The sequence below is a fragment of the Vibrio sp. 970 genome, assembly GCF_033339075.1.
Window position 1 is genome coordinate 19570 of the sequence record NZ_JAWOTW010000002.1, and the last position, 20205, is coordinate 39774.

Below are 20205 nucleotides of genomic sequence, written 5' to 3' on the forward strand. Positions count from 1 at the left end.
TCCACGGATTAAGATGAAGCAGATTGTACCCACTGATACGCAAATGTCCCTACCCAGTTTAGGTATATTCTGTTTGAATCGATTTCTTTATCGTCAGATCCGGCTTTTTAACCACCAAATACACCGCCGTAGCTGCCAGTACGAAACCAGAAATCCCCATCCAATCAAATGACTCTCCAAACGCGAGCCAAGCCTGAATCGCCGTCGTTGGCGGCACCAGGTAGAATACAGAAGCTACGCTCGATGCAGCACCGTTCTTAACCATGTACAGCAGCAGTAGAATAGCTACACAAGAGAGCACGACGACCAACCACAACACAGTCAAAATAAACTCCAGTTCCCACTGCACTTGCATGGTTTCAAACTGCATCGCAACGGGCAGAAACATGACGAGCGCGGCCAAATATTGCACCGTCGCACCACCCACCATATCCACTTGTTGGCAATGTTTTTTCTGATAAAGCGTCCCTAGCGTGATACCAACCAAAGCCAACAAACACAAACCAATGGCCAACACTTTATGCTGCTCGGATTGCCACTCCATTTTACCCATCAACACCATAGCGATACCGACAAAACCAAGAGCCAAACCCAACCATTGCGAGGGTTTAAATTCCTCACGAACAAACGCCACCAGCAAAGCCGCGGTTAAAATCGGTTGAATACCCACCAGCAACGAACTCAACCCAGCAGGCATACCCAAGGCGATAGCGAAATAAGTACCGCCCAGATAGAAACCGTGGATCAACGCACCAACTACACAGCTGTGCCAAAAATCTTTTCCTGTCGGCAACCTTCTACGCAATACCGCCACAAGAACCAAAAACAATAAGACATTGAATGCCATACGGATAGAAAGTAGTGTCGCAGGCTCGGCATATTGCAAACCAAAACGCGCACCAACGAATCCAGAAGCCCAAAGGATGACAAATACAAAAGGGATGGCTCGGATTAACATGATCGCCTCACTCACGCTTGTTTTATGTTTTGAGATACTGCTAATGTAATTAGGTACAGTGTTTTCAAAAAGTGACAGATGGAAGTGTTTTTATGGGTACAGATTTATTGGGAAGCGGTGAAGGGAATAAGTACCTCGTGGTGGAAAAACACCTCAAACAAGCCATCAATGGTGGCGTTTATCAGGCGGATGATCGACTGCCTTCCATTCGCTCGTTGAGCCAAGAATTAAACGTCAGTAAAAATACCGTGATTCGTGCGTATCAAGAGTTGGAAGCACAAAACTTGGTGTACTCGGTTCCCAAATCGGGTTATCGAGTTAAAGTCGCCTTGCCGACCTCTCGCTCAATTCCGGATCCGACTCGCGTGGATTTGCTCTCGATCTGCAAAGAAATCCTCACGTACCCTGAATACCAAGAGCGTTTGCCTACCGGTTCTGCCCACCCAAACATTGACTCCCCCGCGATCAAAAGCTTGTACGCCGAGATCGGCCGCCACAGCCGCCAGCAAACGCATGTACCGAGCCATTACCAATTACCACCCGGTGATCACCTCTTAATCAAACAACTAGCGAAAATCACACAAGATTTGGGCACGCCAGCCAAGTTGGACGAGATCATGGTGACGCACGGCGCGCAACAAGCCATTAGCCTAGCGCTGCGCGCAACGACACAAAAAGGCGATATCGTCGCGGTGGAGTCCCCTTGCTATTTTGGCAACTTATTGATGCTAGAATCACTCGGCCTCAAAGTGGTGGAAATTCCGAGTTGCCCACGCGACGGTATGTGCCCCGAAGCCTTAGCAAAAGCAATGGCGACATGGGACATAAAAGCGATCATCGTAACGCCAAACTTCACCAATCCAACTGGTGCCATGATGCCGCTAGAAAAGCGTCAACAATTACTATTGGCGTCCGGCAATATTCCTATTATCGAAGACGATGTGTTTGGCGGGTTAAGTTATGATAAGCCGTTGCCAAGCTTGAGATTGCTCGATGACAAGCAACGCGTAATTTACGTGAATTCGTTATCCAAAACGCTCGATTCGCGTTTGAGAATTGGTTGGATGTTGGCGGGGCGATATCGAGATCAAATTGAGCAATATCTACTGTGTGAGAACATGGGCAGTTTGAACCTGATGCAATCTGCCGTGGCAACGTTTCTAACGTCAGGCAAGTATCGAACGCATACTGCGCGAATGGGTCGGGTTTATCAAAACAACATGCGTCGATTTATCCAGATGCTTCATCAATACTTGGATGAATACGAATCTCTAAAAAATCGATATCAGATCAACGCCGTACAAGGCTCGTTCTTGCTTTGGTTGCGCCTGCCCGAAGACACGGACAGCTATGCGTTGTATCAAGCGTGCAATAAGCACAGAATCAGCCTACTTCCCGGCACCGTATTTGGCACTCAAGGGCAATATCGGCATTGCGTACGCCTCAGCGTGGCAAACTTTGGTCATGAAACCGATTGGAGTCAAGCGATGCAAACACTGGCAAAATTGATAGCAAAGCATGCCTGTTAACTCGCTCTTGCTAAATGAACTTATGCCTACACACGCAAACAGGTAACAACAAAAAACTCCACGCAAAGGTGGAGTTTTTCATATCGTCATCGCCTTCAGTGCAACTTAATTTGCCACATTCTCGCGACGTTTTCGGCTAAGTTAGCAACGTTGACGTCGGCCTCTTTCATGGCCTCAGGTAAGCTCATTGCCCTTGGTACACAAGCAAACACCGCATCAATGCCGCACTCATAAACCGCCTGATAGTTGTCGCCCACACAGCCTGCTAATGCAATGACTGGTAAATTACACTGCTTGGCGACCTGAGCAACGCCCATCGGCGTTTTGCCATGTGCGGTTTGATGATCGATTCGACCCTCGCCTGTAAATACGATATCCGCATCCGCAACATGCTGAGCAAGTTTGACCGTTTCAAGCACAATCTCAATTCCCGGTTGCAAACGTGCTGGCGTGTACCCGAGCAAGGCCGCGCCCATACCACCAGCAGCACCCGCCCCTTCACGAGTCAGTACATGCTTACCCGTCGCTTGTTCCGTCAACTCGCCAAACTTGCGCAATGCGTTATCGAGCAGAGTAACGTCTGATACGGTCGCTCCCTTTTGCGGGCCAAAGATAGCCGACGCGCCTTTGTCACCACAGAGTGGGTTATCAACATCGCACGCTACCAGCACTTCGCAAGTTGCTAAACGAGGGTCAAGACCAGAAATATCGATGGACGCAAGCGCCGCTAACCCGCCTCCATTTGGGGTAATTGCATGACCAGATTCATCAAGAAACGCCACCCCCAACGCGGTCAACATGCCCACGCCACCATCATTGGTAGCGCTGCCGCCCAAACCAATGATTAAGCGTTGAATACCTCTATCTAGCGCGTGTTTGATCAGCTGTCCAGTACCAATGCTACTGGTCAGTTTTGGGTCGCGAGCATCACTCGGCACAAGGTGCAGACCACTGGCCTCCGCCATTTCAATAACCGCGGTTTCGCCGTCGCCGAGGATGCCATAAAACGCTTCAACATCATTCCCTAATGGCGCGGTCACCGTTGTGAAGACTTGTTCGCCTTGAGTTGCATCTATCAAAGATTGAACCGTGCCTTCGCCACCGTCTGCGACCGGAACCGTAACAAACTCGGCATCATGCCATACGCGAGCAAGACCCGTTTTGATCGCCTCGCTCACTTGTTTGGCGGTTAAGCTTTCTTTAAATGAATCAGGTGCAATTACCACTTTCATACGTATTTCCAGAGACTTATAAGAGAACGAGACTCAAAATGTACACCAATGCCATTGCCGTGACACCTTGAACGAGCGTAGCCATGGTTTGCGCGCGGTACGCTAAGCCCACCGACATGCGGCTAAACTGCGAAACTACCCAGAAGAAACTGTCGTTTGCATGAGAAACCGTCATCGCACCAGCACCGATCGCCATCACCGTTAATACGCGGCCCATTTCTGAATCGAGCCCCAATTGCGTAAGCATAGGCGCAACCAAAGCCGATGTGGTCACCAATGCAACCGTTGATGAACCTTGCGCCGACTTTAGCGCAGCCGCAACGATAAATGGCATGAAAATACCCACGCCCAGCGCCGATAGCGTCGTACCTAAGTATTCACCTAGCGGCGTTGCTTTTAATACCGCGCCAAAAGCACCACCCGCACCGGTAATCAAAAGAATAGGCGCAGCAGCCGTAATACCTTGGCTGATTCGCTCGCCAAATTCTTCAATCTTGTTGTCTGACTTGAGTAGACGAACAGAAAGGAACAGGCCAATCACCAATGCCGTTAGTGGCTGTCCTAAGAAAGTCAGAACATCAAACACAAAACCTTCGCCCAGCGGTAGGCTTGGGAATTTCGCGATAGAGCCAAAACAGATCAATAAGATAGGAACAAAAATAGGAGCGAATGCTTGGCTCGCCGTTGGCAATTTGCCGTAAGACGCTTTGAGTGCTTGCCAGTCTTGCTGAATTTCTTCTGCGGCTTCAATGCCATCTGGTTCAACATGTTGGAATCGGTTCGCCCACAACATCCCCGCTAACGCCGCAACCGCTGCAACAAACACACCCACACCAATCACTAAACCAAGGTTAGATTCCAGGCCTAAGTTACCCGCAGCGGCAATCGGTCCAGGAGTTGGCGGCACAAACGTGTGCGTTGCGTATAGGCCAGTTGCCAACGCCACACTCATCGCAACGCTTGAAGTTTTTAAACGCTTCGCGAGTGATTCTTTGAGCGAGTTCAGAATGACAAAGCCTGAATCACAAAATACCGGAACAGAAACGATGTAACCGATGATACTCGTGGTCAATGTTGGGAAACGCTCACCCAACACTTTGATGACCGTATCGGCCATAGTGATCGCTGCACCACTTTTTTCCAAAATAACACCGATGATGGTACCTAAAACGATAACCAAACCAATGTAACCAAGGATGCCGCCAAAGCCAGAAGCAATGGTTTTGGCAATGCTATCTGCCGGTAAGCCGTAAGCAAATGCCGCAAGGAACGCCGCGATGATCAGCGCTAAAAAGGGATGTAATTTGAATTTGGTGGTCGTGAGCACAATAAATGCGATCACCCCGAGCAGGATTAATATAAGGTTCATGATAACTCCATTTATTCTTATTTTGCTGAACGAGTCCGTGTTGGCTCACTCAACATGTAGGGACGCATGAATTATTAATCGTTTGCTTTCGAATTCCTTTAGGCGGAGTGACAAATGATGTGGTCAAAAAATGACGCGTATTGTGCAAATGCACAATATCACGCCATTTTTGAGAGCCGAGTCGCAATATAAAGCTCCGCTAACCCCACAAAATTGGTAGTTGGTAGCCCTGTTATCTCGGTGATTTTCTCTAACCGATAGCGCAGAGTGTTCCGGTGAATAAACAGCATTTTAGAGCATTCTGTTACATTGCCATTGCATTCAAACAACGCATCTAGGGTTTTCAGTAATTGCCCAGATTTGTCTTTCTCTTTCAACCGTTTCACGCCATCAATAATTTGTTCACCTTGCCAAATATCCGCCAACGGCGCTAACAAAACAGGCAAACGAAGTTCATCGAACAGGTACTTACGTTTCTCTGGGTAGAACTGCTTGCCAATGGCTAATACCTGCTTCGCGCTTTGGTATGACAACGCGACATCTTTAGGCTCATTAAACAGCTGTCCTAGCGCAATGTGAAACGTATGCGAATCGTGATCGCTTAAACGCGACATCAACTTATCAATGCGTTCACTTTCGATTTGGCTATCCCACTGCTTGGCGGAATGACACGGTTTCAACACCACAATTTCATTCACCGAGACAATCGCAACCAGGTTGTTACGCTCTGGGTATTCAAGCAGCTCAACAATATTGCGCACACTCTTCATGCTTTTCGAGGCGGACGGCGTCGAGACTTCAATCACCGTTGCCACCCGTGGTTGAGTAACATCGATAGAAAGACGCATCGCCCAATCTTTCAGCTCTTCATCGGTCAATTTGCCATTGATCCAAGCCAGAATAAACTCTTCACGATGACGTCTGTCCCACTGAAATTTTTCCACCAGCGCAGCTTGCTCGATTGTTAGTTCAGCGGTCATTTTAACCAGTTTTGCAAAATCTCGGATTTTCTCCGGCTCTCCTGTGACGCCAACAATACCGACCACGTCGCCATGTAATTTCAACAACATATTGATACCGGGTTTGACACCCTGCAACGTCAAACATTGCTGCTCATTAAGCTCTAGCGAATCGCCATGATTCAGCGCCAGTACCGCGCCATCATGCACTTGCCCAACACGTTTAGGGTCGCCACTGCCAATGATGATGCCTGCCGAGTTCATCACATTCACATTGTGACCAATGATGGACATGGTTCGATCAACAATTTGTTGTGCTAAAGCGTGGTCGAGAATCACCATTTCGAGTTTCCAAATTGACCGTTTAATCACTCAATAAATCACAAATGGCAAACTATCGCGATGCTGCGGTTCTAAATAACGGAAGCAGCTCAAAGCATTATCCAATTACCCATATTTAAAAAGTGGATTAACCTTCATTTTTAGCAGCGGGTTATATACTTAGAACAAAGGTTACCAATGCATTCTTCACTGTGCATTGATGCCACTCGTCTACCTACAGAGGAGAGATCAACATGGAGTTACGGAATAAATCGGGGGAAGTTGCAAATATTGCTGATAACCTCACTTTGAAGGAAATCACAGAAATGGGCTACACCGTAGATTTATGCGATGAAGCATTTGCTCCTGGAGAGCATTGGAAAGCGGAAGGTAAAACGCAAGGTATGGGCGAGTATCCAGAGGAGTAAACGTCCTGACGAACCAGCGCAAAAAAGCGCTCCACAAACAGAAAAGCCGAGCGACTTAACGCTCGGTTTTTTACTTTTGAACTTCTTGAATAAACAAGCTCATCTCTTCAAGATAGTTGCCGTTTGAGCATCCCCAGTCGGTGACCTCAATCAACTCTGTAACTAACTGTCCAGACTCATCATCTTGCACTCTCTGCACAAACGCTTCAAAACGTTCCAGTTGCGCCTGACTCTTAACGCCATGCACGGCATATTCTACAAGCAAGCCGTTATAAGTCTGCCAGCGCTGGTCGCCAGCAACATCATTGCTTAAAATCACAGAACACTTTTGTTGAATGCTTTCAACCGCATCATTTCTTGGTGGCGCGACTGTAGAACATCCAACTAAAATCGTACCTACCGCCAATAACGTAACTTTTGTTTTATTTATCATATTGTTTCCAACTGTATCGCCACGATATGGAAATCTTATTACACCTGATAAGGATCATCGATAGCGCATCGCGGATTAATTACTTAATAAACTGTAAACTCCATACCAGTCTTAATACTGCAAGCTCAGAACTCCTATTAACTCACCCAAAGGTAAACAAATAGTAAAATCACCTTTACGCGATGCAAAATCGACAAATGAGATTAGCGTTCCTTTCTCGCGACCAAGCGTGCAATAATCAACTGTCTACATAACGAAACCATTTGAAGGATCAAAATGACCGCAACGGATTACCTCAACGACCTCAATCAACGTTACCTTGCGATTCACCGCACCAAAGAAGATTTCTTTTGGGAAACTTACATGGGGATCAGCGATGACCATGATGGCTCGACGCAAGCACAAACGGCATGGACAAGCTTTTTAAGCAACGCCGAGCAAATTACTGCCATCAAACAACAGCTTGAAGCCGCGGACTCAATTACCGACCCACAAGAGAAACAACAAACCATGACGGGTCTATCTGGTTGGCTGGCGATGTTTGAATCTCACGCTATCGAGGGCGAAAAAGCACAAGCGTTGAAAAATCAGCTCATTGCCTTTGAAGCTGAGCTGTTCGAGAAAAAACAGAACCACGTACAAACGTTTACCGATGAAAACGGCGAGCAAGTGGAAGGTTCACTGCCAGTATTGAGCTCAACCATTCGCACCAACAATCATGAAGAAGTTCGCCAATCGGCTCATCAAGCGTTGCTGAACCTTGAACAATGGCTACTGCAAAACGGCTTTATAGAACTGATCAAACTACGCAACCAGTTCGCTCGCTCACTGGGTTATGCGACCTTCTTTGATTACTCCGTGCAAAAAACGGAAAAGATGAGCTCTGAGCAGCTATTCGAGATTTTGGAAGATTTCGAACAACGCACGCGAGATGCGCACCTCAACAGCTTAGAAAACTTGGCGAAAGAGAAAGGCGCAAGCGCACTCACCGGCTTCAACTTTGTTTACTCGTTCGCGGGTGACGTCATGCGTGACCTTGACCCATACGTGCCGTTCTCTAAATCTCTGAGACGCTGGGTAGAATCGTTTGGTCGTCTGAATATTGATTACTCTGGCGCGACGCTAACGCTGGATTTGTTAGACCGCAAAGGTAAGTACCCGAACGGGTTCTGCCACGGCCCTATCCCTTCATTCTACAATCAAGGCGAATGGGTCGCAGCACAGGTGAACTTCACCAGCAATGCCAAACCAGACCAAGTGGGCAGCGGCTACGATGGCATAAACACGCTGTTCCACGAAGGTGGTCACGCAGCACACTTTGCGAACGTAAAAATGAACGCGCCTTGTTTTTCGCAGGAGTTTGCGCCGACGTCGATGGCTTATGCAGAAACTCAGTCGATGTTCTGTGACAGCCTGTTAACCGATGCCGATTGGCTAAAACAGTACGCACTGGATGATGAAGGGAATTCGGTTCCTAATGAGATCATTCAAGCGATGATCAACAGTCGTCAGCCATTCAAAGCTTATGAAGAACGTAGCATCTTGGTTGTGCCATATTTTGAGCGCGCGTTGTATCAATTGAGCGATGACGAGTTAACGCCAGAGCGCATCACTAAGCTCGCTCGCGATTGTGAAAAACAGATCCTTGGTTTGGAATGCAGCCCTCGCCCACTGATGGCGATTCCACATTTGCTATCCGACGAAGCAGCTTGTGCGTATCAAGGTTATCTACTCGCGCACATGGCGGTGTATCAGACCCGTGCATACTTCCTTGAGAAGTTTGGTTACCTGACGGATAACCCAGAAATTGGCCCACTGCTGGCAAAACACTACTGGCACGCAGGCAATCACTTGTCGCACAACGAAACCATTGTCAGCCTGACTGGCGAAGGCTTCAATGCCAAATACCTTGCAGACGTGTGTAACCTGTCGCCAGAACAGGCATGGGAAGTGCAGCAGAAGAAAATCGACTCACTTGCGACGCGAGAGCGAGCATCAGTCGCTTCACTGAACGCCGCGATTAAAGTCGTCGACGGCAGTAAAGAGCTGGCAAGCAACACCATCTCTGACGAACAAATGTGTGACGATTTTGAACGTTACATCGTAGAGACTTACGGTCGATAACACGCAGAAAGCCAGGAGCTCGCCTTCTGGCTTTTTATTCTTTAGCTAATGCAATAGGAAGGAAGATCCATGTACCAAGAAGTCATCAAATTTTGGTTCGAGGAGCTATCGCCCCAAAATTGGTTTGAAAACAACCCAGAACTGGACAAGCGTATTGCATCGCGATTTGCCTCGGTATTAGAACAAGCCGCTCGTTGTGAACTGTTTAATTGGCGTAACAGCGCACAAGGACGATTGGCCGAAATCATCGTCCTCGACCAGTTTTCACGTAATGTGTATCGCAACACCCCAAAAGCGTTTGCACAAGACCAACTCGCATTAGCACTGGCTCAAGAGGCAATTCGGTTAGGTCACGATAAAGAATTAGCGCCTGAGCAGCTAAGCTTTTTGTACATGCCGTTTATGCACAGCGAATCTCGCCTCATTCATGTCGAAGCTGAGAAATTGTTTCGCGCATCAGGGCTTGAAAATAACTACGATTTTGAGCTAAAACACAAAGCCATCATCGACCAGTTTGGACGTTACCCACATCGCAACGCCATCTTGGGTAGAGAAAGCACACCTGAAGAGTTAGCATTTTTGCAACAACCTGGGTCAAGTTTCTAAATAACAATGAATAATGAGTTAACCATGAGAGCCCACGCAGTATGCTGGCCATGCTTGCTAAAACTAGACGGCGACGATGAGCTGATCTATACGCATTCCCAGTCCGACTTAGACTCTGAATGCGAAGCCCTCATTTTTGGGCAAGATGATTACGTTATTGACTCAAATGGCAACACGTTCGAATTGAAAAACAATGGTTCGAACACCACTCTTTTACACCCAAAAGAACGAACGCTGTCCGTAGAAGAGGTTACGTCATTAATCCAATCGCATGAATTCAGCCTCGCGCAACGGTGCATTATCAAGATTCATTTCACCTCGGTGAGGCAAGCTGTTGAGGCCTTAGCTCACTAACTCAATCCCAACATGTACAACATTAAATAAAATTATCATTTTTATAATTTATGATAATTTCATGTAATCAACATCACGCCATATACTCTCCCACATCGAAACAAGACAACGTTCAAACACACATGTTGGGAGCAAACAAATGAAAATGAATCATGTCGGTATTATGGTCGGAGATATGGACAAAGCGGTTGAGTTTTACACGCAAGCGCTAGGTCTAAAAGTCGTTATGGGCAACACGAAAGTGATTGAAGAACGCGAAACGGCAATTGGCAGAATGTGTATTGCGGTCTTTGGGGAAGGCTTTAAAGGCTTCAACATTGCGCACCTTGTGACAAGTGATGGCATCGGCCTTGAGTTATTCGAAATGAAAGAGCGTCAAGAGCGCCATGAAGTGGATTTTTCTCGCATCGGTATCTTCCATTTCTGTTTGCAGACAGACGATTTTGAAGGTGCTATCAAACGCACCGAAGCACTAGGTGGCAAAGTTCGCATGGACATCATGCGTTACCACCCAGAAGACGATAATAAGCCTGCGAAAATGGTTTACCTAGAAGACCCATTCGGTAACCTATTCGAGCTTTACTCACACTCTTACGAAGAAACTTACGCTTCTGATTACGAGTAATAGCCCCATCCATATACCAAAAGGCTAGCAATACGCTAGCCTTTTTTGTTTGCTTTAAGTTGCAGTGTTTCTGCACTCGCTCTAGCAAAAAAACGTCTGGAATTTGATCATTTCTCTCACCACTTTTAAGGTCACTTTATACTTACCTCAACACAATGCAAAAGGAGTGAAGCATGCCCACCAAAAATCCAATCGCCATCAAAGCGCTTGATCATGTTGTTTTAAGGACCTGTAACCTCGATGCTATGTTGCATTTCTATCGAGACATTTTGGGCTGCCCTGTCGAGCGCCAAGTAACGGAACTTGGTTTAACTCAACTTAGGGCAGGTAACGCATTGATTGATGTAGTGACGGTAGACAGCGAATTGGGTCAACTCGGCGGAAAGCCACCAGTTCAAAATGGTCGTAATATTGATCATTTTTGCCTGCAATTGGCGCCTTTTTCCGAGGATGAATTACTGGAATATCTGCGTTCGAACGGCATTGAAACCGAAGAGTTTGCGAAACGCTACGGCGCACAAGGATTCGGTCGCTCACTCTATATTCATGATCCGGAAGGAAATATCGTCGAGTTAAAACCTCAAGTGATTGATGAGTAAGCGAGTAAAAAAACCTTGTTATATTCTGAAAATAACAAGGTTAACTTCTAAAATAATTATTGAAGTAAGAACATATTATTAAGTCAAAATTCTAGCTGGCTCACCTGTTTCTTTTTCTCGCCACCATTGTTTATTTATCTGTTTTTTATGAACGAAAAAACTCTCCCCCGGCATTGGCGTCAGCAGCGTTATATGTTCTTTTTGACAATGGGCAAGCAAATCTAAAATCGGTTCGTCCCAGCGGTGAGTAAACAGCTCGTATGTAGCCCAATGTACGGGCAACAGTTTTTTCGCATTTAAATCGCGAAACGCTTGCACGGTATGATGAGCCTGCATGTGCCCCCAGTTTTCGACCGGATAACCTTGGCCTTTCACATCGGCAGCCACTTCCAAACAGGCAATGTCGATTGGTCCACATCGCTGTGCTATCTCGGAAAAATGCGAATCGTAAGCTGAATCGCCACTAAAATAGAGCGTCTCTTCTTTTCCTTTGATGACCCAAGAAGCCCACAGGGTCGCGTTTTTATCGAAATAAGTACGACCCGAATTATGGTTAGCAGGCGTACAAATCAGTTCGATTCCGGCATAGTGCACGCTATCCCACCAATCGAATTCCACGATGTTGTCTGCGCAAACGCCCCACTTTATCAGATGCTTGCCAACCCCTAAGGGCACATAAAACGTCACGGATTTATCAGCGTAGAAACGTATGGTCGATGCTTCTAAATGGTCGTAATGATCGTGTGAAATCACGATAATTTCAGGAATCGGCAAACAATCTCTGGCATGGGTATTGGGAATATTGCGTTCAAACCACGCTTTTGCGATGAACGGAGAAGCGTAATCAAATACCGGATCAGTCAGAATTCGAATGCCATCGACCTCCACCAGCATGGTGGAATGGCCCAGCCAAGTAACGCGCATCGATTCACTTCGCTGCGCAAACTGCGTAGGTTGAATTGGGAAATGTGGCAGATGTTCGTTAGGACTCAATGGCGTTCTACCACCAAGATAGCTCCAACACACCTGCCAGAATGATTGCGGGCTAGGGACATTTGGCATCTCGTTTTTAACTCGGCCGTTTTCAAATTGAGGCGAGTGGTGAACACGGTGCGCCAACTGCGCATCGTAGGTTTGAGGGGAAATCAGTGAACTTGGCTTTTGTGTCTTTTGTTCACTTGTTAGGTATGTGCGCTTAAGTATCGTCTCAGACATATCGTAGTTTTGTCTCGCTTGTGAACGCTCAACAGTAGGTTTATTAAAACGTGCGTGTATGTCTATTTCGTGACCAAAATGAGGTGTAAGATGAAGATTCAGTTTCAATCAAACGTCTCCTATTTAAGGATACGGTTCTCAAACCTTCTGAATACTGCGTCGGTTTGAAAGGAGAAAACTATGGTGACTTGCAGCCAATACGATTTTATTGAAATCGCCTGTATGTTTAAGCTCCCTATCGAGATCACACTAAAAAATGGTGAAACTCATCAGGGCAACGCGTTCGACACAGGCTACGACATGCAGCGACAAGAGTGCTTGTTTTTAGATATGGATGGTGAGCACACCGCTTTCCCGACTGAACAATTAGTCGCAATGCGCGCGCTCAAAACCAATCCGCATTTTGACGAAGTGACGTTTGAGTAAACGTCCTTCTTTCACTGGCACTGTCCAATAAAAAACGCCTCTCAAGCTGACACAACTTGAGAGGCGTTCTCTTACACTATTCACCGGAACTTCATGTTATTCACGCGACCGAATGAAAACCAGCATCGGCATCATGATCACGAACATCACTCCCACAAGCTGGAAGGTGTGCACAAACGCGACCATTTGCGATTGCTGCTGCAACATCTGTTGGTATTGGTCTAACGCAACCGGGTCGGTAATAGAAAGCCCCTGATTGGCCGCCCAGTCATGCAAGTTAGGATTATAAGGATTAATACCCTCTCCCAGTGCATGCCATTGCTGCTGACTATCACGATATTGGAACGTGGTGGCGATAGAAATACCAAACGAGCTACCAATGGTACGGAACAGATTGTAAATACTCGCCGCCGCAACAGATTGCTCTTTCGGAATCGTTAAATACGCCAAGGTGGATAGCGTCGAGAAGGTTAAACCAAGCCCCATCCCCTGAATCATACTCGGCATCACAATCCAAAATGTATCGATCTGCAGTGAGTATTGCGTCATCAAATAACTACCAATACCGATGCAGCTTAAGCCAAAGACTATTTTGATTCTGGGATCGAATTGCGGATTGAGCTTAATCACCAAAATCAACATCGCCGCTGACGCCAACCCACGCGGTGCCATTAATAAACCAGTGGTTGAGACCGGATAATCCAGCAAGCTTTCCAACAGCATTGGTTGTTGAGTCGTCAGACCAAACATCGCCATCGACACCACGGCAATCATCAATGACGAGACCATAAGGTTTCGGTCTTTCAGTAGCCACAATGGCGCTATTGGACTTTTGGTTTTCCAACTGCGATAGATCCACATCACCAATCCCATGACTGCGAGCAATATCGCGGTCTGAATCATACGTGAGTCGAGCCAGTCGTCTTCATTCCCTTTATCCAACACAAACTGCAACGCGCCCACACCTAACGCCATGTAACCGATGATCCACCAGTCAAAGTTAGGTTTGGATTTGTTGTCGATATGGATATAGCGATAAATCAAAGAGGTACAGATCAAACCGAATGGCAAGTTGATGTAAAAAATCCAGCGCCAGTTAATGTTGTCGGTGATCACACCACCTACAACTGGGCCCAAAATAGGACCAAGCAAAATGCCGATGGAGAAAATCGCCATCGCTTTGCCTTTTTGCTCATACGGATAGATCTGCACTAACGTCGACTGCGCCAATGGAATCACCGACGCGCCGAAAGCGCCTTGGATAATGCGAAATAGCACCATCTCTTCAAGAGACTGTGCTTGCCCACAAAGCGCACTGGCAATCACAAAACCGATCACAGCAACCAACATGACTTTGCGTTCACCAAAACGCGACACCCAGAAACTGGTCATCGGAATGAAGATCGCTTCCGCCATGCTGTAACCCGTCAACACCCACGTAATTTGGTCTGCCGTTGCGCCCAACGCGCCCATCATGTGCGATAGCGACACGTTCGCAACGGTCATATCGATTAACACCATGATGGCAGAAAGCATCACGGCGACGGTGGCAATCCCCCGTTTGTCTGCCGTAATTTGATGGCTCATTGCACGCTACTTTGCAAATCAATGGTGACTTCTGAGCTCGCACCCACGCGAAGTTGCGGCGCATCGGCCGGTACTTCTAATGCCAAACGTACAGGGAAACGCTGTTTGATTTTAACCCAGTTACCCGTTGCGTTTTCTGGTGGCATCAAGGAGAACGATGTACCACTCGCAGGCGATAGTTGTTCTACCGTTGCTTTCCACACCACGTCTGGGTACATATCAATCACCACATCCGCATGCATGCCAGGTTTAATATGAGTAAGATCGGTTTCTTTAAAGTTCGCGCGTACCCAATAGCTGTCTTTTAAAATCACAGGGAACAACGTTTGACCCACGCTAACGACCGAGCCTACGTGCGTATTGATCTCACCGGCAATGCCATCCACTGGTGACGTAATGTCGGTGTAGCTCAAGTTCAGCTCTGCTTGCGCTAACTGTGCTCCCGCTTGTTGAACAACCGCAGCCTCTGCGCCTTCTTCACCACGGTTCGCAATGGCTTTTTCTACCGTCGCGCGCGCTTGCTCCAGGCTCGCTTGGGCATTGGCTAGTTTGTTTTTTGCCGTATCTAAATCTTGGTCCGACGCCAGTTTGCGTTTCACCAAGGAATCCGTACGTTTGTACTCCACTTGCGCTTCTATCAGGTTAGAGCGCGCCGCATCTAAGCCCGCAACAGCTTCAGTTACCTGCTTATCGGCAACGTCATGTTGCTGGACCGCCAATTGGTATGCCGCTTTTGCTTGCTTCACTGCCAACAAATATGGGCGTGAATCTATCTTCAGCAGTAGGTCACCTTTGTTAACAGATTGGAAGTCTTTGACATCCGCGGAAACCACTTGGCCTTTTACCTGAGGCGCTACCGACAAAATTTTTGCCCTAACGTAGGCATCTTCCGTGCTTGGGTGACTGTCTGAATACTGCCAAGACCAATACATCGCACCAAATGCGATAACACAGAGAGTAAAGAAAAGAGTTTTTACCAGCTTAGATCTGGAGGAGGAATGCTTTGCGATGTCGTCGCTCATTTATATTGTCCACTTGTTCAATTATGTGATCAGTGTAGGACTTTTCGATCTTCCGACAATAAAATGATCTGCAAGGTAAAGATCCAATTTTGCATGTTGCTAAGTGGAGTAAATGATGTGCAATCAAAACGAGGATAAAAAAGAGGGGCAGTCCCCGTAACCGCCCCCAAAGTCATGCCAATAATAGTAATGTGCGTGTAACTACTGGTTTTTCTTAGAACTTGTAACCGCCGCTGATCATAAATACCCAAGGGTTAATTTTGACGTCGGTTTTTTGCTTCGCTCCACCTGCTTTGTAAGTTGCTTCTGTTTCAATGTTTGCGTACCACGCAGCAGCGTTGAGGAACCATTGATCGTTGATCATGTAGTCCACACCAATATTCGCTGCTAGACCGAATGAATCATCTAATTTCAAATCTGATAAGCCATTGTCTTTACCCGTGCTATTGAAACCCTCATCAAAGAACATGGTGTAGTTGAGACCTGCACCAACGTATGGACGGAACTTACTTTGTGGCTCGCCAAAGTAGTACTGCACCATTAGCGTTGGTGGTAAATGTTTGGTTTTCGCGATATCACTACCAACCAAACCTGTCGAAATATCGTGGCTGAATGGTGTTGCTGCTAGAAGCTCTAGGCTGATGTTATCTGTGAACATGTAGCCAAACGTCAAACCAAGCTGCGTATTTGAGTCAACTTCTAACTCTTCTTGAGAACTAAGAATCTTATCGCTGCTGTCATTTGGAACAACAGACGCCGCACCAACACGAAGAACGAAGTCACCTTGTTTATGAGCGAAAACACTTGGTGACACGAGTGCAGCAACCACTGCTAGACTGCAGATTGTTTTTTTCATTTTTTATTTCCTTTTATAGGGCTTCGTTATGTCGTACCCAAAGGTGTGCCTGCTGACTGGCCTTAGATTTCAAGTAAACTCAGCGCCTTGAAGCACACGGGCATCTATATTTTTTTGAGCTGCGCGCAATCTAGCACATAGAAACCCTACTATTTTGATGGAAATCAATTTGTGAAAAATATAGGTTTTTTGTATGGAGAAACGCCATATTGATCAACAAATTATGCAAATAGGATACAATTCTGTAATGCAAACTGTGCGTGTGAGTTGCCATGCATACCCATAAATGCGAATCCTCTCGTTAAGGCTCGTAGCCAGCAAAAACTTTTTTCGTCCTCTACGTCTTCTATTTTCAAAAAACAACCCACTTAAAACGCTCGTTTGCCCCCTTAAAATCGCGACTTGAGGGGTTTGTAAAGCACTGAAATACAAGAAGTTATTTTTCTGGAAAATCAGTCACTTGGAGTGCTAGTCTGCTCGCAGCTAAGGAGAAGACATGTTAAAAACCGATCTCATTTTTGAACGAGAAAACTTTTCTCATCACGATTTTCAGAATGCTACCTTTAAAAACTGCCACTTTTATATGTGCTGTTTCGACCATGCCGATCTGCGCGATGCTAAGTTCATCGACTGTCGCTTTATCGAATCCAAAGCGCTAGAAGGGTGTAGTTTTCGCTTCGCGAACTTAAAAGACGCCAGCTTTACGAACTGCATGTTGGCGATGAGCCTGTTTAACGGCGCAAATTGTATGGGCTTGGAGCTGCGTAAGTGCGATCTCAAAGGGGCAAACTTCCAAGGTGCGAACTTTGCTAATCGCGTCAGTAACACCATGTTTTTCTGTTCTGCTTTTATTACTGGCTGCAACCTCACCTACTGTAACTTCGAACGAGTGTTACTAGAAAAATGTGACCTCTTTGAAAACCGTTGGAACGGTGCGAACCTCGCAGGGGCAACTCTCAAAGGCTCGGATTTATCTCGCTGCGAATTCTCGCCAGAACAATGGGGAACCTTTAACGTTGAGCAATGTGATCTGACTCATGTCGAACTAGACGGGCTGGATGTGCGCCGCGTTTCTCTGTTTGGTGTTAAGATTTGTGATTGGCAACAAGAGCAATTGCTTGCGCCTTTTGGACTGATCATTCTCTAAGGAAAGGCCATGAACCTGTTTAAAGACTTACCGAATAACCTCGACGAGGAAGTGTTCGAAGACCTGCTGACCCACAAAAACCTGCGTATAGAACGCATTGTCTCAACGGGGCAAACCTCACCCGAAAGTGGCTGGTACGATCAAGAAGAACATGAATGGGTCTTGGTTCTTAAAGGAGCTGCAGAGCTGACTTTTGAATCAGGTGTAGTGCAACGACTTGAGGCAGGCGATCACGTTACGATTCCAGCTCATACCAAACACAAAGTGAGCTGGACTGACCCAACGCAAGAAACCATCTGGTTGGCGGTGTTTTATCAATAAACACAAAACGATCTTAAACCAAAAAATAGGCGCTGAATTTGCTCGATAATACTAAGCCGTCACTGGCACTGTTTGATTTTGATGGCACCATCACCCGAGAGGATATGTTTAGCCTTTTCCTCCACTATTCTGCTTATGGCCTGCGCAAACGAGTAGGAAAGGTCGCTATCATGCCATTTTATGCGCTGTACAAACTCGGAGTGTTACCCGCTCGTGTTATGCGTCCTCTCAGCAGTTTTATTGCATTTTCAGGGAAAGAAACGCAGAAAATTGAAGCGATTGGCACTCAGTTTGCCCATGAAGTGATCCCGCTGTACTTACGGCCAGAAGCGATGGAAAGGTTGGCGTGGCATCAGCACAGAGGCGATACCATTGTGGTGGTGTCGGCATCACTCAATGCGTATCTCAAGCCTTGGTGTGAAGCGAACGGTTACCACTTGCTGTGCAGTGAACTGATCTCAGAACAGCCAAAACTGAGTGGCTTTTACCAGCAAGGTGATTGTAGTTTAGAAAAAAAAGTCTCGCGCGTTAGGGCCACGTTTTCGCTCGACGAATTTGCGTCTGTTTATGCCTACGGTGATACACACGAAGACATTCCGATGCTAAAACTGGCAGACTACGCGATGCTCAACTGGAGCGAGTGGAGAGCAAGCGAATAACGATATGTGCTCTGATTTTCAAGACAACCACTCGACCAAAGTGATCGTTTTAGGCTAAAAAAACAAACCCTTCTAACATGAGAAGGGTTTTATTGTTCAGAGCCCGAATAACTGGCTTAACGCCATACACCCCATTGGCCTGTTGTGCCTGGTTCCTCACCAGACGTCCACCACTGGGCAGTCCATTCTTTGCCGTTGTGCGTCACCACATCACCTTGGTTGTATACGGCCGTCTTGTCCCACAAGTTGGTTGGTTCAACTGGTGGCGTTACATCCGCTTTGATCAGTGACAACGCATAACTGAAGTCTGCACTTGGCGCTAATACTTGGTTCGCATTCACGTTGTTACTATCGAACATGTAGTGGCTCATCTCTTGATGCCAAATGCCCACGTACCAATCGCCCGTTTGCTGCGCATTAAATTGATCCGCAATTTCTGCCGCCCAAGTCGCCGTATTGTTTGCACTGATTGGTAGTGAAATATCGACAATTTCATTGCCTGTCGCATTAAACGTACGAAAACGAATGGTGTCACCCGCTTCTACTGGTCCGAAACCTTGCTGAACAAAGTAGCCCAGAGATGTCAGATTATTGCCCGGTTCGGTTGGATCAACAGGGTCAGTCGGTGGCGTCGTGCCCGTTCCGTTTAACGTAATGTCACTACAGTTGTAGAAACCTTCCCCAGCGACATCAATGCGCTGCCAACGAGTATAAAGCACCGCATCGCCGGAACGATCAGCAGGGAAAGTCACCTGAATACGGTAGCGTTTTTCCGCATCAACATACACATCACCTGCGGTGTCGATCAGCTCTAAATCACTCCAAGTAAGAGGCTTTGAATCATCATAAGTTGGCTTGGTGAGATAGAATTCCCAGTACGATGGGTTGTGCGGCGCTTTGCCGTAAAACACCAATTCAATCTGGTTATTTGCATCTGGCGTAACATTGGTGCGCTGCCAGTTTGGAGAAGGAAAGTTCAAGCCTTTCTTAGCGGCATCGCCAGCAGAACATAGCTCACCGTCGCGAACCACGGCTTTCACATGCTCCATATCTCGGTAATTTGGTACGTTTGCTGCAATTTCACTGCGCTGCACAAACGGGTAAGCACCAGATTCTTCAAAAGCCGCTTTACACGCTTGGTTAGGGATCTCGTTGGTCCAAAAACCACCGTCTAAATAACACGTATTTTGACGAGCACTTGGAAACTCTACCCAGCCATGGGCGTTGACGTTAAATGAGCTCAATGCGGCAACAGCGCTTAAGCTCAAAAGAGGAAGTGTTACATGTGATTTCATCGTTCATCCTTAATTTTGCTGACTCGCCGCTCTGAAACACAAGCGGTTTAAGCAAAACTAGCAGGATGGGATTATTTAGAAGGTAAGAATAAATATGGAAATTGTAAGAGTGCCATCTGCTTTCCAGCATTTGTTGTGAA

Annotated in this window: 21 protein-coding genes; 11 read left to right on the top strand and 10 right to left on the bottom strand. The window is 46.7% G+C overall.

Annotated features, from left to right (window positions below):
• Positions 1-58: 58 nt before the first annotated feature.
• Positions 59-958, bottom strand: coding sequence for a DMT family transporter (locus R7Q11_RS02645; RefSeq protein ID WP_017634359.1), 900 nt, complete (start codon positions 956-958; stop codon positions 59-61).
• 92 nt (positions 959-1050) lie between these two features.
• On the opposite strand from R7Q11_RS02645, the gene R7Q11_RS02650 reads away from it, so the two are divergent.
• Positions 1051-2487, top strand: coding sequence for a PLP-dependent aminotransferase family protein (locus R7Q11_RS02650; RefSeq protein WP_213872692.1), 1437 nt, complete (start codon positions 1051-1053; stop codon positions 2485-2487).
• A 95-nt stretch (positions 2488-2582) separates the two neighbouring features.
• Here the strand turns inward: R7Q11_RS02650 and R7Q11_RS02655 are convergent, their stop codons facing one another.
• From R7Q11_RS02655 to R7Q11_RS02665, 3 genes are all read right to left on the bottom strand, one after another.
• A complete protein-coding gene (locus R7Q11_RS02655) occupies positions 2583-3719 on the bottom strand; it encodes a glycerate kinase (protein ID WP_213872691.1) in 1137 nt (378 codons plus the stop codon).
• Positions 3720-3735: 16 nt separating this feature from the next.
• Positions 3736-5088, bottom strand: a complete 1353-nt coding sequence (locus R7Q11_RS02660; protein WP_213872690.1) for a GntP family permease — start codon at positions 5086-5088, stop codon at positions 3736-3738.
• A gap of 158 nt (positions 5089-5246) precedes the next feature.
• Entirely contained in the window at positions 5247-6389 is a 1143-nt protein-coding gene (locus R7Q11_RS02665; RefSeq protein ID WP_081008279.1) for a sugar diacid recognition domain-containing protein, read from the bottom strand.
• A 233-nt stretch (positions 6390-6622) separates the two neighbouring features.
• Between R7Q11_RS02665 and R7Q11_RS02670 the strand changes: the two genes are divergently transcribed.
• Positions 6623-6796 (top strand): hypothetical protein, encoded by a 174-nt coding sequence (locus tag R7Q11_RS02670; protein ID WP_005374332.1) that lies wholly within the window; start codon positions 6623-6625, stop codon positions 6794-6796.
• A gap of 70 nt (positions 6797-6866) precedes the next feature.
• On the opposite strand, the gene R7Q11_RS02675 is transcribed toward R7Q11_RS02670, so the two are convergent.
• Positions 6867-7229 (bottom strand): hypothetical protein, encoded by a 363-nt coding sequence (locus R7Q11_RS02675; protein ID WP_017634365.1) that lies wholly within the window; start codon positions 7227-7229, stop codon positions 6867-6869.
• A gap of 276 nt (positions 7230-7505) precedes the next feature.
• On the opposite strand from R7Q11_RS02675, the gene R7Q11_RS02680 reads away from it, so the two are divergent.
• From R7Q11_RS02680 to R7Q11_RS02700, 5 genes are all read left to right on the top strand, one after another.
• Positions 7506-9353, top strand: coding sequence for a M3 family metallopeptidase (locus R7Q11_RS02680; RefSeq protein ID WP_151515198.1), 1848 nt, complete (start codon positions 7506-7508; stop codon positions 9351-9353).
• A gap of 69 nt (positions 9354-9422) precedes the next feature.
• Positions 9423-9959, top strand: coding sequence for a DUF924 family protein (locus R7Q11_RS02685; protein ID WP_213872689.1), 537 nt, complete (start codon positions 9423-9425; stop codon positions 9957-9959).
• 24 nt (positions 9960-9983) lie between these two features.
• A complete protein-coding gene (locus R7Q11_RS02690) occupies positions 9984-10313 on the top strand; it encodes a DUF4144 domain-containing protein (RefSeq protein ID WP_213872688.1) in 330 nt (109 codons plus the stop codon).
• 139 nt (positions 10314-10452) lie between these two features.
• Entirely contained in the window at positions 10453-10938 is a 486-nt protein-coding gene (locus R7Q11_RS02695) for a VOC family protein (protein WP_025768760.1), read from the top strand.
• A gap of 173 nt (positions 10939-11111) precedes the next feature.
• On the top strand, positions 11112-11537 hold the full coding sequence (locus R7Q11_RS02700; RefSeq protein WP_054578555.1) for a VOC family protein: 426 nt from the start codon (positions 11112-11114) through the stop codon (positions 11535-11537).
• Between the two features lie 78 nt (positions 11538-11615).
• Here the strand turns inward: R7Q11_RS02700 and R7Q11_RS02705 are convergent, their stop codons facing one another.
• Entirely contained in the window at positions 11616-12752 is a 1137-nt protein-coding gene (locus R7Q11_RS02705) for an MBL fold metallo-hydrolase (protein ID WP_136976853.1), read from the bottom strand.
• 180 nt (positions 12753-12932) lie between these two features.
• On the opposite strand from R7Q11_RS02705, the gene R7Q11_RS02710 reads away from it, so the two are divergent.
• Positions 12933-13178, top strand: a complete 246-nt coding sequence (locus R7Q11_RS02710; protein WP_005374351.1) for a Rho-binding antiterminator — start codon at positions 12933-12935, stop codon at positions 13176-13178.
• Positions 13179-13274: 96 nt separating this feature from the next.
• Here R7Q11_RS02710 and R7Q11_RS02715 read toward each other — a convergent pair whose 3' ends face one another.
• From R7Q11_RS02715 to ompW, 3 genes are all read right to left on the bottom strand, one after another.
• The gene (locus R7Q11_RS02715; protein ID WP_005383288.1) at positions 13275-14765 is read right to left on the bottom strand and encodes an MDR family MFS transporter; all 1491 of its coding nucleotides are present in this window, start codon (positions 14763-14765) and stop codon (positions 13275-13277) included.
• Positions 14762-15787, bottom strand: a complete 1026-nt coding sequence (locus R7Q11_RS02720; RefSeq protein WP_136976756.1) for an HlyD family secretion protein — start codon at positions 15785-15787, stop codon at positions 14762-14764. Before R7Q11_RS02720 ends, R7Q11_RS02715 begins: the two co-directional genes overlap by 4 nt.
• A gap of 214 nt (positions 15788-16001) precedes the next feature.
• Positions 16002-16643, bottom strand: coding sequence for an outer membrane protein OmpW (gene ompW, locus R7Q11_RS02725; protein WP_136976757.1), 642 nt, complete (start codon positions 16641-16643; stop codon positions 16002-16004).
• 496 nt (positions 16644-17139) lie between these two features.
• Between ompW and R7Q11_RS02730 the strand changes: the two genes are divergently transcribed.
• The 3 genes from R7Q11_RS02730 to R7Q11_RS02740 are packed head-to-tail and all read left to right on the top strand — an operon-like array spanning position 17140 to position 18770.
• Positions 17140-17790, top strand: a complete 651-nt coding sequence (locus tag R7Q11_RS02730; protein ID WP_005374358.1) for a Qnr family pentapeptide repeat protein — start codon at positions 17140-17142, stop codon at positions 17788-17790.
• Positions 17791-17799: 9 nt separating this feature from the next.
• Complete coding sequence (locus R7Q11_RS02735) at positions 17800-18111, top strand: cupin domain-containing protein (RefSeq protein WP_136976758.1); 312 nt, start codon at positions 17800-17802, stop codon at positions 18109-18111.
• Positions 18112-18149: 38 nt separating this feature from the next.
• Positions 18150-18770, top strand: coding sequence for an HAD-IB family hydrolase (locus R7Q11_RS02740; protein ID WP_062730856.1), 621 nt, complete (start codon positions 18150-18152; stop codon positions 18768-18770).
• A gap of 116 nt (positions 18771-18886) precedes the next feature.
• On the opposite strand, the gene R7Q11_RS02745 is transcribed toward R7Q11_RS02740, so the two are convergent.
• A complete protein-coding gene (locus R7Q11_RS02745) occupies positions 18887-20065 on the bottom strand; it encodes a lytic polysaccharide monooxygenase (RefSeq protein WP_136976759.1) in 1179 nt (392 codons plus the stop codon).
• Positions 20066-20205 lie beyond the last annotated feature (140 nt).